Annotated in this window: 13 protein-coding genes and 1 pseudogene; 10 read left to right on the top strand and 4 right to left on the bottom strand. The window is 28.4% G+C overall.

The window, feature by feature from the left end:
- The first annotated feature begins 216 nt into the window (after positions 1 to 216).
- From tig to IBJ83_RS08415, 6 genes and pseudogenes are all read left to right on the top strand, one after another.
- Positions 217 to 1,542, top strand: coding sequence for a trigger factor (tig, locus tag IBJ83_RS05275; protein WP_201275646.1), 1,326 nt, complete (start codon positions 217 to 219; stop codon positions 1,540 to 1,542).
- A gap of 122 nt (positions 1,543 to 1,664) precedes the next feature.
- Positions 1,665 to 2,243: an ATP-dependent Clp endopeptidase proteolytic subunit ClpP gene (gene clpP, locus IBJ83_RS05270; protein ID WP_068473792.1), complete on the top strand. Its 579-nt coding sequence runs from the start codon at positions 1,665 to 1,667 to the stop codon at positions 2,241 to 2,243.
- A 10-nt stretch (positions 2,244 to 2,253) separates the two neighbouring features.
- Positions 2,254 to 3,477, top strand: a complete 1,224-nt coding sequence (gene clpX / locus IBJ83_RS05265) for an ATP-dependent Clp protease ATP-binding subunit ClpX (RefSeq protein WP_201275645.1) — start codon at positions 2,254 to 2,256, stop codon at positions 3,475 to 3,477.
- A 12-nt stretch (positions 3,478 to 3,489) separates the two neighbouring features.
- The gene (gene lon / locus IBJ83_RS05260) at positions 3,490 to 5,835 is read left to right on the top strand and encodes an endopeptidase La (RefSeq protein ID WP_201275644.1); all 2,346 of its coding nucleotides are present in this window, start codon (positions 3,490 to 3,492) and stop codon (positions 5,833 to 5,835) included.
- 1 nt (position 5,836) lies between these two features.
- On the top strand, positions 5,837 to 6,427 hold the full coding sequence (gene yihA / locus IBJ83_RS05255) for a ribosome biogenesis GTP-binding protein YihA/YsxC (protein WP_068473783.1): 591 nt from the start codon (positions 5,837 to 5,839) through the stop codon (positions 6,425 to 6,427).
- Between the two features lie 52 nt (positions 6,428 to 6,479).
- Positions 6,480 to 6,674: pseudogene (locus IBJ83_RS08415) on the top strand (transposase); the annotation flags it as partial.
- A 96-nt stretch (positions 6,675 to 6,770) separates the two neighbouring features.
- Here the strand turns inward: IBJ83_RS08415 and IBJ83_RS05245 are convergent.
- The 3 genes from IBJ83_RS05245 to IBJ83_RS05235 all read right to left on the bottom strand — a co-directional run bounded on the left by IBJ83_RS05245 (position 6,771) and on the right by IBJ83_RS05235 (position 8,845).
- Complete coding sequence (locus IBJ83_RS05245; protein ID WP_201275642.1) at positions 6,771 to 7,295, bottom strand: hypothetical protein; 525 nt, start codon at positions 7,293 to 7,295, stop codon at positions 6,771 to 6,773.
- Between the two features lie 432 nt (positions 7,296 to 7,727).
- A complete protein-coding gene (locus IBJ83_RS05240) occupies positions 7,728 to 7,895 on the bottom strand; it encodes a hypothetical protein (RefSeq protein WP_201275641.1) in 168 nt (55 codons plus the stop codon).
- 584 nt (positions 7,896 to 8,479) lie between these two features.
- Positions 8,480 to 8,845 (bottom strand): hypothetical protein, encoded by a 366-nt coding sequence (locus IBJ83_RS05235; RefSeq protein WP_068473776.1) that lies wholly within the window; start codon positions 8,843 to 8,845, stop codon positions 8,480 to 8,482.
- 247 nt (positions 8,846 to 9,092) lie between these two features.
- Between IBJ83_RS05235 and IBJ83_RS05230 the strand changes: the two genes are divergently transcribed.
- Positions 9,093 to 10,424 (top strand): C1 family peptidase, encoded by a 1,332-nt coding sequence (locus IBJ83_RS05230; RefSeq protein WP_068473773.1) that lies wholly within the window; start codon positions 9,093 to 9,095, stop codon positions 10,422 to 10,424.
- Positions 10,425 to 10,539: 115 nt separating this feature from the next.
- Positions 10,540 to 12,252 carry a M3 family oligoendopeptidase gene (locus IBJ83_RS05225; RefSeq protein WP_201275640.1) on the top strand — a complete coding sequence of 571 codons (1,713 nt, stop codon included), beginning with the start codon at positions 10,540 to 10,542 and terminating at the stop codon, positions 12,250 to 12,252.
- Between the two features lie 42 nt (positions 12,253 to 12,294).
- Here IBJ83_RS05225 and purB read toward each other — a convergent pair whose 3' ends face one another.
- Complete coding sequence (gene purB, locus IBJ83_RS05220) at positions 12,295 to 13,725, bottom strand: adenylosuccinate lyase (protein WP_068473767.1); 1,431 nt, start codon at positions 13,723 to 13,725, stop codon at positions 12,295 to 12,297.
- A gap of 175 nt (positions 13,726 to 13,900) precedes the next feature.
- Between purB and IBJ83_RS05215 the strand changes: the two genes are divergently transcribed.
- Together IBJ83_RS05215 and IBJ83_RS05210 are read left to right on the top strand one after the other, a co-directional pair.
- Positions 13,901 to 14,893, top strand: coding sequence for a polysaccharide deacetylase family protein (locus IBJ83_RS05215; RefSeq protein ID WP_201275639.1), 993 nt, complete (start codon positions 13,901 to 13,903; stop codon positions 14,891 to 14,893).
- 7 nt (positions 14,894 to 14,900) lie between these two features.
- Positions 14,901 to 16,112: a DNA recombination protein RmuC gene (locus IBJ83_RS05210; protein ID WP_201275638.1), complete on the top strand. Its 1,212-nt coding sequence runs from the start codon at positions 14,901 to 14,903 to the stop codon at positions 16,110 to 16,112.
- The last annotated feature ends 33 nt before the right edge of the window (positions 16,113 to 16,145 follow it).

Below are 16,145 nucleotides of genomic sequence, written 5' to 3'. Positions count from 1 at the left end.
TATCCTAAAAAAATATTCAATTACAAAACGCCTAGAGAATTATTTTTATGTGGCTAATTTATTCTTGCAATTTAGGATTTGGAGATGAAGGACCTAAATTGATAGAATATATATTTAATCTATTGAAATATATGTTTTTTTATGTTATACTTTTTAAGTATGTAAATAGAAAAATTTAAAACTTTAATTTTTATAAAGTGATTAGGAGGAATATAGATGAATACTAAATTAGTATCAAGAGATGATAAAAGAGTAGTTTTTACATCAGAAATTAGTTCAGAGGCTTTTAATGCTTCAATTAATAAAGTTTATAACAAAATGAAATCAAGATTTAACATTCCTGGATTTAGAAAAGGTAAAGCTCCAAGAAAGATTATTGAATTAAACTATGGAGAAGGAATCTTCTTTGAAGACGCTGTTAATGAATTATTACCTGATTTATTCGAAGATGCTGTTAAAGAATTAAAAATTGGTAAAGATATCTGTGGTATGCCAAAGATTGATATTGAAGAATTTGATAAGGATAAAGTTATCGTTGTTAAGTTTGACCAAGAATTAAGACCAGTTCCAGAACTTGGAGATTATAAAAATTTAGTTGCTGATGATGTTAAATTTGAAGTAACTGATGAAATGGTTGATGAAAGAGTAAATAAAGAAAGAGAAAATAATGCAAGAATAATTACAGTTGAAGATAGACCTGTAAAGGATATGGACACTGTAAATATTGACTTTGATGGTAGTGTTGAAGGAATTGCTTTTGACGGTGGAAAATCTGAAAACTATGATTTAGTTGTTGGTTCACATACTTTTATACCTGGTTTTGAAGAACAATTAATCGGTAAAAATATTGGAGATAATGTTGATGTTAATGTTATTTTCCCAGAAGAATATCATTCAGAAGAATTAAAAGGAAAATCTGCTCTTTTCAAAGTTAAAATAAATTCAATTAAAGAAAAACAACTTCCAGAATTAGATGATGAGTTTGCAAAAGACGTTTCAGAATTCGATACATTAGAAGAATATAAAGCAGACATCAAAAAACATCTTGTTGAATCAGCAGATAGAAATGCATTAGTTCAAAAACAAAATAATGCTATTGATGCTCTTATCGAAAGTTCAAATGTTGAGGCTCCAGAATCTATGATTAATGAAGAAGTTGATAAGGCTTTTAGAGATTTTGCTGGTAGAATTAGACAATACAATATGGATTTAGATAATTATTTCAAAATGTTAAATACTACTGAAGAGGCTGTTAGAGAACAATTAAAACCAGAGGCTACTAAGAGAGCTAATGCTGAGCTTGTTATTGACGCTTTTGCAAAATTAGAAAATATTGAAGTTTCTGAAGAAGAAATTGATAAGGAAATCGATGAATTCGGAAAGAATATGAAAGTAAAAGATTTTGAAGGATTTAAGAAGGAATTAAAATCAGGAGAAGGTCTAGAAGGTATTACTGCAAGTTTAATTAGAAGAAAAGCGGTTGATCATTTGGTAAGTCTTGTTAAATTCCAAGAACCTAAAAAAGAAACTGTTGAAGAATAATTAATTGAAATATAGCTTGCATTTATCAAGCTATATTTTTTTATTGTGGAACAACAAAGTTCCCAGATACCCTCCCGATGCAAAGCATCGTGGAAGGGTGGTGTTTTTATTAGGAGGTAATTATGGCGCTTATACCTATGGTAGTTGAACAAACTAATAGAGGAGAAAGGTCTTATGATATTTATTCAAGACTTTTAAAAGAGAGAATTATATTTTTAAGTGGAGAAGTGAATGACCAAATGGCAGATTTGATTGTTGCACAACTTTTGTTTTTAGAATCAGAAGACCCTAAAAAAGATATTCAAATTTATATAAATAGTCCGGGAGGTTCTGTTAGTGCAGGACTTGCGATTTACGATACAATGCAATACATTAAGCCTGATGTAAGTACAATTTGTATTGGACGTGCAGCAAGTATGGGAGCATTTTTATTAACTTCAGGGGCAAAAGGAAAGAGATTTGCTCTTCCTAATGCTGATGTTATGATTCACCAACCACTTGGTGGAGCTCAAGGTCAAGCTGAAGATATTAAAATTCAAGCTGAAAAGATTTTAAAGGTAAGAAGTACTTTAAATGAAATTTTAGCTAAAAGAACAGGACAACCACTTGAAAAAATTGAAAAAGATACAGATAGAGATTTCTATATGACAGCGCATGAGGCAAAGGAATATGGAATTATTGATGAAGTTATAGAAAATTAAGGAGTTAATTTTGGAAAAAAAGAATACCAGATGTTCTTTTTGTGGAAGAGAAGTTGAAGAAGTTGACCAAATAGTAAGTGGAATTAACGCTAATATTTGTAATGAATGTATAGAAATTTGTCATTCCATGCTTGAACATCAAGAAAGAACAAAGAAACAAGAAAGACTGGAAAAATTACCAACTCCTGTTGAGATAAAGAAAATTTTGGACGAATACATTATTCAACAAGATGATGCTAAAAAAGCATTGAGTGTTGCTGTTTACAATCACTATAAGAGAATTAACAGAGATACCCAAAGTGATGTTGAAATCCAAAAGTCAAATATTTTACTTGTTGGCCCAACTGGAAGTGGTAAAACTCTTTTAGCTCAAACTCTTGCGAAAGTTTTGGAGGTTCCTTTTGCTATTGCAGATGCGACAACTTTAACTGAGGCAGGTTATGTTGGAGAGGACGTTGAGAATATAATTTTAAAATTAGTTCAAGCAGCTGATTACGACATAGAAAGAGCTGAAAAGGGAATAATATATATTGATGAAATTGATAAGATTACAAGAAAAAGTGAAAATCCGTCTATAACAAGAGATGTTAGTGGAGAGGGTGTTCAACAATCTCTTTTAAAGATTATTGAGGGGACTGTTGCAAATGTTCCTCCAAAGGGAGGAAGAAAGCATCCAGATCAACAATATATTCAAGTTGATACGTCAAATATTTTATTTATCGTTGGAGGAGCTTTTCAAGGAATTGAATCAATTTTAAAAGCGAGATTAGAAAAGAAATCAATGGGTTTTGGTGCAGAAGTTAAATCGGAAAAACTTGATGATTTTTCTGAAATAATCAAAAACTTAAGACCCGAAGATTTGTTAAAATATGGTTTGATACCTGAATTTGTAGGTAGAATACCTATGATTGTAACTTTAGAAAGCTTAAATGAAAATTCTTTAGTTAGAATTTTAGAAGAACCAAAAAATGCGCTTATTAAACAATATAAAGAGCTTTTCTCAATGGACAATGTAAAACTTGATTTTGAACAAGAGGCTATAAAAGAGATTGCAAGGATTGCTCTTGAAAGAAAAACAGGAGCAAGAGGACTTCGTGCTGTTATAGAAAATTCTCTTTTAGATACTATGTTCAACTTGCCTTCTGAAAAAGATGTTGAGAAATGTACTGTTACAAAAGAAGTTATTTTAGGAGAATCAAAGCCTGTTTTAGCTTTTAAAGAAAGTAAAGAATAAAGGAAAATATTTATGAGCAATATAAATTTTAATATTGAAGAAAAATTAAATAGACCTGTACTTGCACTTAGAGGTCTTTGGATTTACCCATATTCTGTTGTTCATTTTGATGCTGGAAGAAAAAAATCTATTGATGCGATAGAAACTGCATTGAAAAAAGATTCTATTCTAGTTGTTTTTACTCAAAAAGATATTAGAACTGAGGACCCTAAAGCTGAAGATTTATATGAAATGGGAACAGTTGTTATCGTTAAGCAAATTTTGAAGATGAATAACGGTGTTACTAGAGTCTTAGCTGAGGGTATTTGCAGATGTAAGGCAAAGAAAATTTATGATGACGGTAGATTTTTAAGAGCAGATGTTGAAGAATATTATTACAATGAAGTTGAGAGTGAAGATGCTGAATTATTAACTCTTAGAAATATGGTTGAAGGTGCTTTTGAAGACTACACAACTAAGAAAAGACATTTAGATGTTGATACGGAAGTTAGTGTTCAAGTTTCTTTAAATATGGATAAATTCACAAATAATGTTGCAAGTTATATAATGGGATTGTCTGATGATGAGCATTTTGAAAATTTCAAAATTTTTGATATGCGTCAAAGGCTTGAAAAACTTTATGAAATTTTACAAAATTCAATAGAGTTATCTTTCCTTGAAGAAAAATTGTCAAGAAAGGTTTCATCAAGACTTAATAAAAATCAAAGGGAATATTATTTAAGAGAACAACTAAATGTAATAAAAGAAGAACTTGGGGATGGAGAAGATTTAAGCTCAGAGCTTGATGAATATGCAAATGCAATAATGAGCTTTGGTTTTGACGAAAATATTGAGGAAATGTTATTTAAAGAAATTAGAAAACTTTCAGAAATTCCGTCAGGTTCTCCCGAAGGAAATGTAATTAGAAATTATCTTGATAAGATAGTGGCGCTTCCTTGGAAAAAATCAAAAAAAGAAAAATTAGATGTTAATTATACTAGAAAAATTTTAGATAAGGAACATTTTGGACTTAAAGATGTTAAGGATAGAATTGTTGAGTCGATAGCTTTAAGACAGATTTCAAACAATCAAAAAGGTTCAATTATTTGTTTAGTTGGCCCTCCGGGAGTTGGTAAAACTTCTATCGCAAAATCCATTGCAAAGTCTTTGAATAGAGAATTTGTTTCTATGAGGCTTGGTGGACTGCATGATGAAAGTGAGATAAGAGGTCATAGAAGAACTTATGTCGGAGCAATGCCGGGCAAAATTTTGAATTTGTTAGAACAATGTAAAGTAAATAATCCTGTATTGTTGCTTGATGAAATAGACAAAGTTTCAAATGATTTTAGAGGCGACCCTTCAAGCGCATTACTTGAAGTTCTTGACCCTGAGCAAAATAATAAATTTACAGATAACTATATAAATATTCCTTTTGATTTGTCAAAAGTTATGTTCATTACTACTGCAAATACAACTTCTACAATTCCATCACCATTGCTTGATAGAATGGAAGTTATACCCGTTTCAAGTTACACTTATGACGAAAAGGAAAAAATTGCTATCGACCATTTAATTCCGAAGGCATTTAAAAACTTTTCTATAACTAAGAGAATGCTTGATATAAAAGTTGATGCAGTTAGAGATATGATTCGTTATTATACTAGGGAATCAGGAGTTAGAAACTTAGAAAGACTGATAGAAAAAGTTATAAGAAAATCGGCTGTACTTTTGGTTTCAGAGAAGACTAAAAAAGTTACAGTGAATTCTAAAAATCTTGTTGATTTCTTAGGAAAGAAAAAATATCACGATGACGTTTTGGAAAAAGAAGATAAAGTTGGACTTGTAAATGGTTTAGCTTGGACAGAAGTCGGAGGAGAACTTTTAACAATAGAAACAGATATTGTTAAAGGCACCGGAAAGATACAACTTACCGGACAACTTGGTGATGTTATGAAAGAATCAGCGATGACTGCAATTTCATTTGTAAGAAGTAAAGCTGATAAATTTAATATCAATGAGGACTTTTATAAAGAAAAAGACATTCACATTCACGTTCCTGAAGGTGCTGTACCGAAAGACGGTCCATCTGCAGGGATAACAATGACAACTGCAATCGTAAGTGCTCTTACAAACAGAAAAGTTAATAGACAATTTGCGATGACAGGAGAAGTTACTTTAAGAGGTAGAGTTCTTGCTATTGGTGGTCTTAAAGAAAAAATTCTTGCTGGAAATAGATATGGAATAAAAAATATAATTATTCCAAAGGAAAATGAAGTAGATATCGAAGAAATTCCTGAAGATATTAGAGAAACTTTAAATATCTATCCTGTTTCTGATGTTTGTGAAGTGTTAGACTTAGTTTTAGAAAAAGAGGTGTAAAGTGAAAATAATTTCAAGTGAATTAGAACAAATAGCTGCGATTATTTCACAATATCCTAACTCTGATTTGAAAGAAGTCGCATTTGCCGGAAGAAGTAATGTAGGAAAATCAAGTTTTATAAATGCTTTTATAAATAGAAAAAACTTAGCTAGAACAAGTTCTAAGCCCGGAAAAACAAGAACGGTAAATTTTTACAAAATAAATGATGAGTTTAGATTGGTCGATTTACCCGGTTATGGATATGCACAAGTTTCAAAAAGTGAAAAGGAAAAATGGGGAACAATTATTGAAACTTATCTTTCAAACAGAGAAAATTTGTGTGAAGTTATACTTGTTGTAGATATCAGACATGCACCGAGCAAGGAAGATGTAATGATGTATAATTGGCTTTTAGAATATGGTTTCAGTGGTTATGTTATTGCGACAAAAGCCGATAAGATTTCAAGAGGTCAATGGAATAAACATTTAAAAATTGTTAGAGAAACTTTAGGTGTAAAAGATATGAATCTGGTTATACCTTTTAGTTCTGATTCTAAAGCTAATTTAGATTTAGTTCATAACAAAATAGAAGAAATACTAAGCTGTGAGTAATCACAGCTTCAGACTGATGACAAAGGTGTCAATGAGAAATCATTGGCGCTTTTTTAGTTATGATTTAATAGAAGATAAATATTGTTTAGATAATGAGACCAAGTATGACCCAATAGTGCTTTTTAAAATAATATTTTTAAAATATATTTTTGAAATAAAAAGTATGTGTCAAACAATAAGAAAAATAGAGGTAAATGTAGCATACAGATGGTTTTTAGGATATGATTTTTATGATAAGATACCACATTCGGAAAAGAAATAATAAAAAAAGCACAGACAAAACTAATGCTTTGTCTGCGCTCTGAAATGATGTTCTATGTGAACATCGTTTTTTTTAAAAAAACTAATTTTTTATTTTTTTTATTGAGTTTTTTATATTATATATAATTTTATTTTTTGGAATTGTATCGTGTTTTTTAAATATTGGTTTTGAACGTTCCCATTCTTCTTCTTTTTCAAAACTTAATTCATATATACCATTTTTTAATAACATATTATTTAATTCGTCATCAAAATATCCTTGTGAAATTTGGTATGTCAATTTATTTTCTTTTTTTATAATTAAAATTTTTCCAATACTTTTTCCATTTTGTAAAATTAAAAACGAAAAATGTTTTTCTTTTATAGAATAAGGTTCAGATAATATTAAATCGCTATTATTGTCTTTTTTTATTGTATCAAGATTTTCTTTAGTAAACAAATCTTTTGCATAATCTACCACTTTTTTTGGAACCGGATTACTTATAATATAAAATCCGGTTTCATTTAAATTTTTATCAGATATAAATGTTTTATCATTTTTTATACTACTACAAGAACATAGAATTAAAATAGAAAACAAGAATATCCTTTTGAATGGACTTTTCATAATAAAACCCTCCTAACTAAATTTATTTAGTTTAATAAAGTGTATCAAAAAAATAGTTTAATGTCAACATAAAAACGTTGTATATTTTAAAATTTTTTAAATTTATTTTCCTTTTGTACATTTGTAAAATTAAGTTAGGTATAAAAATTTTTTTAAATTATATTTTTTCATTTTATTACTTGCTCTTAAATGTATTTTTAGAAAAAGGAATATTTACAATAAGTGTTAGACATAAAGTTTCTATCAAAGAGTATTTTAAACTATTACACAATACAAAATAATTAAATACAAACACCATTGAACTTGACGCTATTATAATTTTAATAGGATTTGTTATCAGCTTAAATTTTCTGATTAATAATAACATAACAATGATGTAAATTATACTTAATTTTGGTAGTATAAAGTTTTTTAAAAATTCTATATCCATAATTAATCATCACCCCAATCAGATTCTCTAAGCATAATAATATGTTTTTGCTTATTTTTTTCTAAAACGATTTCTTCTTTGGTTAAATTTGTCTCTTTTGCTAAGATTAAGCTTGAACTTGTAGCAAAAGTTGATGCAATTAACAATGGTGCTATGAATTTCTTTTTCATAGTAAATCTCCTAAAATAAAATATTATAAGAAAAAATTAGTTAATAAAATTTCTTACGATAGAATTGTAACATACAAAACGGGATTAGTAAATATTTTTTTTGATATTTGTACTAGTATAAAAATATAATTTTTTCTAATAATACAAACGATTGATAAAAAATATCAATTAATTCTATTAACTTGTTTACAGATATTTTTTGTATATATAAATTTTCTTTTTGATTTTGTTGAGTATTTTGTGTTTCGTGATTTTTACAACTTGAAATACAAAATAAAAATAAAAAGCAAACTAATATAGTATTAAAAGTTTTAATTATCTTCTTTATTCTTTTCATTTTTACTTGACTTTTCACATATATATCTAACAGCGAAAAACAGAACGGTAGAGTATATATAATATATAATTAATGATTTTAAAGTCATAAATTTACCAAAATAATTAATTGTAAAACAAAATATTGAAAAAATTAAGTATTTAATATAGATATTTTTAATATTATTTTTTTTTCTGATTATAAATGCTAGAAATAATGTTATACAGATAATACATATTCTTTTTAAAATTAAATAGTCCATATTAATTTACCCAAATAAGCATGAGCCTAAAGCTATAACAGCTTTAATTCCTAAATAATATATTGCTGAACCTGTAGCTAACATTCCTAACACTTCTTGAACAGAAAAGTCTATTCCCAAAAGTGCCATTTTTTTTAACATACAAGCTGTTACTTTTTTGTAATTTTCAGGGTGTTTTGCTATTTCTTTCCAATTTCCATAATTTTCTTCACCCCAATCGGATTCTCTTCTCAACACAATTACTGGTTCTTTGTTTTCTTTTTCTACAACAGTTTCTTCTTTGACTAGATTGACTTCGTTGGCTGAAGTTAAATTTGTACTTACAGCGATGCTAGATACAACTAATAATAGTGCTATGAATTTCTTTTTCATAGTAAACCTCCTAAAATAAAATATTATAAGAAAAAATTAGTTAATAAAATTTCTTACGATAGAATTGTAACATATAAAACGACATTAGTAAATATTTTTTTTGATATTTGTATTATAAAAATATAATTTTTTCTAATAATACAAATAATCGATAAAAAATATCAATTAATTCTAGAAATCTATTGAAATAATGATTTTGTTGTGCTATTATAGTTGTGTTAAAAATATAAAATATGGAGGGAATAAAATGGTAACAAATGAAATGATGAAAAATTTTAAAAATCGTTTTGAAAATGATGCTACAAGTAGAGTTATTTCAAATGCGATTGCTAGAACTGGAATTCAAGAAAGTTCTCTTAATAATGACGTTTTAAGATTTCATAATTTTAAATTTTCAGATAGTGTAAAGAAAGCTGAAATAACAAATCAAAAGAAATCAGGCCGTTGTTGGATGTTCTCAGGACTTAATGTTTTGAGATTAAAAGTTATGGAAAAATTAAATTTAAAAACTTTTGAATTTTCACAAGTTTATCTTTTCTTTATGGATAAAATGGAAAAATCAAACAACTTCTTAGAACTTATGATTGAACATATAGATGAACCACTTGGAACAAGACTTATGGATTGTTTGTTAGACCTTGGTGCAGATGATGGAAACTTTTTTGAATGTTTTGATGATTTAATTTCAAAATATGGTATTGTTCCTAAATCAGTTATGCCTGAAACTTTCAGCTCATCAAATTCAGAGGCTTTTGTTGAACAAATCAATGTTAGACTAAAGAGAACTGCTATGAATATGAGAAAAGCTCATTTAAATGGTGCAACTGTTGAGGAGTTAAGAAAATTAAAAGAAGAAACTCTTTATGAAGTTTATAACATTTGTACAAAAGTTTTAGGGAAATTACCGGAAACTTTTGACTTTGAATATATGGATAAAGATGATAAATTCCAAAAGATTACAAATCTTACTGCGATGAAATTTTATGAAGAATATGTTGGTGATTACTTTGCAACTAAGGTTGACTTAATCGAAGACCCAAGAGGAAAATATCCATTTGGTAAAAAGATTGAGTTAAAATATTTCAAATCAGTTAGGGAAGGAAATCCTGTTGCATCACTAAATGTTCCACAAGAAGAAATTAAAAAAGCAATTATAGCATCACTTAAAGCTGGAGAGGCTGTTTGGTTTGCTTGTGATGTTATGAAAAATTGTGATAGAAAATTAGGAATAATGGATAAAGACTTATTCAACTATGATGAAACTTTAACAGAACTTGGAGAGTTTTCAAAAGCAGACAGAATTGATTACAGATATACAGATTTAACTCATGCAATGACTTTTGTTGGAGTTGATTTAGACGAAAATGGAAATCCAATAAAATGGCAAGTTGAAAACTCTTGGGGAGATGAAATTGGAGATAAAGGAATTTTCTCAATGAGCGACTCTTGGTTTACAAATGAAAATATTTCAGCAATAGTTGATAAAAAATTCGTTGATGAAAAATGGTTAAAAGGCTTAGAAGAAGAATCAATCAAAATTGACCCTTGGGAACCATACGCAATGATGTTAAAAAGATAAATTTAAAAGGAATTACGCTTGTAATTCCTTTTTTAATTTAAATCTTTATGAGACTATTTTTTATACTTAAAATGTGTTAGAATATTATTGTTGATTAATTATTTAGGAGGGAAGTATGAATAAAGAAAATTTAGATTTAAAATTTGGCGATTATAATTATGTTCGTCCTGATTTTGAAAAGCTTATAGCTGATATTAGAGCTTTGACTCAAAGACTTGTAAATGCTAATACAAGTGAGCAAGCTGTTGCAACTTATAATGAACTTAATGAAGTTAGCGGAACTACTGATAGTATGATGACTTTAGCAAATATAAAAAATTCTATTGATACTAAAGATGAATTTTTTGATAAGGAAATGCAATTTATTCAAGAAAATTATCCAAGAGTTCAAGAGGCTGAAGTTGAATATGTTAGAGCTTTTGTTAATAGTAAATTTAGAAAAGAATTAGAAGAAGAGTTTGGTGTTTATTTATTCCAAAAATATGAAAATTATTTATTAACTTTTAATCCTTCAATTATGGAAGATTTAGTTGAAGAATCAAAAGTTGTTATGGAATATCAAAAACTTTTATCTGCTTGTTCAAAAGAATGGAATGGAGAACAATTAAATATTGTTCAACTTAGCAAATATTCTCAAGATTCAGATGCTGAAACTAGAAGAAAAGCTACAAATCTTATTTCAGAAATTTATGAAGAACAAACTGAAAAGTTAGACGAAATTTATGATAAGATTGTTAAGATAAGAGATAGAATGGCTAAAAAACTTGGCTATAAAAACTTTATCGAGCTTGGTTACAAAAAAATGGGAAGAGTTGACTATAATGCTAAAGATGTTGAAGGTTATAGAAAACAAATTTTAGAAACTATTGTTCCTATTTGTAATAAGTTAAGAGAAGAACAAAGCAAGAGAATTGGTGTTGATAAGTTGACTTTCTATGATGAACCAATTTTCTTTAAAACAGGAAATCCTGCTCCACATGGGGAAGAAAAATGGTTAGTTGAAAGAGCAGAAAAAATGTATAGTGAACTTTCTCCTGAAACAAAAGAATTTTTTGACTTTATGAAAACAAAAGATTTATTTGACTTGGATTCAAAGGGAACAAAGGCTGCTGGTGGATATTGTACTTACTTAAGAAATTGGAGAAGTCCTTTTATCTTTGCTAATTTCAATGGTACAACTCATGATGTTGAAGTTTTGACTCACGAGGCAGGACATGCTTTCCAAGTTTTTTCATCAAGGGATTATATTCCTGAATATACTTGGCCAGGAATGGAATCAGCTGAAATTCATTCAATGAGTATGGAATTTTTTACTTGGCCTTGGATGGATTTATTCTTTGAAGAAGAGGCTGACAAGTTTAGATATAATCATATTGCTCATTGTCTAATGTTCTTACCTTATGGTGCGTTAGTTGATGAATTCCAACATATCGTTTATGAAAACCCTGAACTTTCTCCAAAGGAAAGACGTGAAAAATATAGAGAATTGGAAAAGAAATATCTACCATATAGAGATTATGCAGGAATAAAAGTTCTTGAAGAAGGTGGATTCTGGTTTAGACAAAGACATATTTACCAAATGCCATTTTACTATATAGATTATACTTTGGCTCAAGTTTGTGCTTTCCAATTCTGGAATAAGGATAGAAAAGACCACAAATTTGCTTTTGCTGATTATTTAAGACTTTGCAAAACAGGTGGAACAAAACCATTCTTACAATTACTTGAAGTTGCAAACTTAGAAAACCCATTTATTGACGGAACTATCAAAAAAGCTGTTGAACCAATAGAAGAATACTTAAATTCTGTTGATGCAAGTAAGTTTTAGAGATATTATTGAAAATTAAAAACGCTCCGAGTGGAGCGTTTTTTAAATTTCTATTTCTTTTATTTCTTCAATTAAATTTTTGTTGTTTTCTAATACGGGATTGACTTCATTTTCTATAAATTCATCAACTTGTGATGGGCATCTTCCGATGTATTTTGAAGGGTCTAAGACTTCTTCAAGTTCATCTTCGTTTATGTCAAAAAATTCATCATCTTTTATTAATTCTAATAAATTATTTTCAAGTCCTTTTTCTTTTACATTTTTACCTGCTATTTGTGAAAGTTCTCTAATTCTTTCGTGAAGTTCTTGTCTGTCTCCACCTTTTTTAACTTGGTTCATCATTATGTTTTCACTTGCCATAAAAGGTAATTCAGCCATTAAATGTTTTTCGATTACTTTTTCATAAACTACCATTCCGTCAACTACATTTGCATAGAGTTCTAATATTCCGTCTATCGCTAAGAATCCTTGAGAGATTGAAAGTCTTTTGTTTGCACTGTCGTCTAAAGTCCTTTCAAACCATTGTGTAGCGAAAGTCATAGAAGGGTTTATTACATTTGAAATTACAAAGTTTGATAATGCACCGATTCTTTCTGATTTCATTGGATTTCTTTTATAAGGCATAGCTGATGAGCCGATTTGATTTTTTCCAAAAGGTTCTTCTATTTCTTTTAAATGTTGTAAAAGTCTTAAATCGTTTGAAAATTTGTGAGCAGATTGTGCTATATTTGATAGTAAAAATAAAATTTTACTGTCGATTTTTCTTGTGTATGTTTGACTTGAAACTGCAAAAACTCCTTTGAAATTCATTTCTTGTGCTATGAAATTATCAAGTTTTTTAACTTTTTCTTCGTCATTATCGAAAAGTTCCATAAAAGATGCTTGACTTCCTGTTGTTCCTTTTGCTCCACGAAGTTTTAGATTTTCTAAGATGAAATTCAATTCTTCAAGGTCTATAAGTAAATCTTGCATATATAATGTTAATCTTTTTCCAACTGTTGTAGGTTGTGCAGGTTGAAAGTGAGTATATGCTAGAGTAGGAATTTTTTTATATTTTAAGGCATTTGTTTTTAATAAATTTAAAACATTTATAATTTTTTTCTTAACAACCAAAAGAGCCTCTTTCATAACAATAAGTTCTGTATTATCTCCAACGAAACAACTTGTTGCTCCAAGGTGGATAATTCCTTTTGCATTAGGGCATTGAACTCCATAAGCATAAACATGACTCATAACATCGTGCTTTACAATTTTTTCTCTTTCTAAAGCAACTTCAAAATTTATATCATCTTTAAAAGATTCAAGTTCTTTGATTTGCTCATCTGTAATATTTAATCCTAAGCTCTTTTCTCCTTTTGCAAGAGTTATCCATAATTTTCTCCAAGTTTTAAATTTGAATTCATCTGAAAAGATATAACTCATTTCTTTGCTTGCGTATCTGTTTGTAAGTGGATTTGAATAAATGTTTCTCATAAAAACTCCTTTAATTTATTTTTTTAAACTAAATTTTTAGTTCGTCATATATTTTATTATATCATAATTTCATTCTGAAAAAAACTGTTAAACAATGTTAATTGAGTTTACAACTTAATTGTAAATGTGATATACTTATAGATAATAACAATATGGCGGTTAGGAGGTAATTTTAATGATAGATAATGAAGAAAGAACAAGAAGAATGAGAGAGAGAAAGAAGAGAAAGAGAAGAAAAGAAAATTTTGTAATTATATGTGCAGTTTTCTTGGCTCTTTTTTCTTTTTTAGGTGGTAAATATGTTTTAGGAGTTTTAAATCAAAATAAAACACAAAATCAGATTAAAAAAGACGATACTAAAAAATCAGATGATAATGCTACTGAAAAGAAAACTGAAGTTGAAAAAGAACAAGAAAAATCTAATCCAAGTGGAATTGACTTTGCAGAATCTGGAAATCATATAAAATCTGCAGACGCTTATGCTTATGATACTGCTGAAATTAGAGATTATATTATGAGTAAAAAAGAATATACCGGAAAGAAAGTTGTATTCTTGACTTTTGATGATGGTGTAACTCCGGGAATTACTGATAAAGCGTTAGATATATTAAAAGAAAAACAAGTTCCTGCTACATTTTTTATAGTAGGTAAGACTTTGAACGACCAAGCTAAACCATATTTGGAAAGAGAATTAAATGAGGGACATGGAATAGCTATCCATAGTTTTACTCATGACTATAATAAATTATATCCAAAAAGAGTTCCAAATCCTGCTGTAATAAAAGAAGAGGCTGAAAAGACTATGGCAAGATTAAAAGAACTTTTAGGAGATAAGTTCAATACAGGTGTTTGGAGATATCCTGGTGGACATATGTCTTGGAAAGGGCTTGAATCCGGTGGTAATGGAGATGAAACTTTAAAGAGTTTAGGACTTGAATGGATTGACTGGAACAGTTTGTCCGGTGATGCTGAGCCTTTAAAAGTTAGACCTACTAACGAGGCTGAAATGTTAAAATATGTTAAGACATCTTTGAGTTATTGGAAACAACAAAATATTGTAGTTGTTTTAATGCATGATTCTCAAGGAAAAGACTTAACATTAAGAACATTACCTAGTATAATTGACCACTTCAAATCAAATGGTTATGAATTCGGCATTTTGAAATAGGTGAGATATGATTTATTTTTTAATAGGTATTTTAATTATATTAGTTGTTGTTGCAATTGTTTTGATTTTACAAATTTCAAAAAAATCTAATGATGAAGTTATAAAAGATGAAGATATTTTAAAATTAAAACTTAGCTTTTCTGATGAATTCAATAGACTGAATGATAAGCTAAATGTAAATAACGAAAAGATTACTAGTCAACTACTTGAATTTAAAAATTCTACTAATGATAATATTATAAAAGCAGGAAAAGAAAATATTGATTCGATTTTTAATTTTAACGACAAATTAAAATCTGAACTTAAAAGGGATTTTTTGAATCTTACAACTGTTGTTGAGGGAAGACTTGACAAGATAAATGAAAGTGTTGAATTAAAACTTGAAAAAAGTTTTGAAGATACAAAAAAGACTTTTAGTAATGTTATGCAAAGTTTGGGTAGGCTTGATGAGGCTCAAAAGAAAATGGAATTTTTATCCAATAATGTTCAAAATCTAAATAATGTTTTGACGGATAAAAAAACTCGTGGAATTTTTGGAGAGGTACAACTCTATCAAGTTTTATCATCTGCTTTTGGTGATAACAATGAAATTTACCAAAAACAATATAAACTTTCAAATGGAACTTTAGCAGATGCCGTATTGTTTGCGCCTGAGCCTGTTGGAACTATTTGTATAGACAGCAAATTCCCTTTAGAAAATTATAGAAGAATTTTTGAAGATGTAGCTGAAAATAAAGTTGAAAACGAAAAGAGTTTTGAACAAAATTTAAAGAAACATATTGATGATATTTCTTCAAAATATATAATAAAAAACGAAACGACAGATCAAGCGATTTTGTTTTTACCTGCAGAGGCTATATTTGCTTATCTTAATGCTTATATGCCTAAAATTGTTGAGTATGCCTATTCAAAGCGTGTTTGGATTACTTCTCCAACTACGATGATGGCGATACTTACGACAATACAAGCAGTATCTCAAAATTTAAAACAATCTCAATATGCATTGGAAATTCAAAAAGAATTGAATTCTCTTTCTGTTGAGTTTGATAGATATGCCAAGAGATGGGAAACTTTGGAAAAAGATATAAATAAAGTTAGCAAAGATGTTAAAGATATTTTTACAACTTCTACAAAAATTACAAGACGTTTTGACAATATAAAAAATGTTGAAGTTTTTGAAAAAGAAGATATGGAAGAAATTTTAAAAATAGAAGAATAAATTTTAGATAAAAGTGGTACAATTTGTATCACT

It is taken from the genome of Parvimonas parva, assembly GCF_016552165.1.
Lineage (GTDB): Bacteria > Bacillota > Clostridia > Tissierellales > Peptoniphilaceae > Parvimonas > Parvimonas parva.
This window is presented reverse-complemented; position numbering and strand designations above follow the sequence as displayed.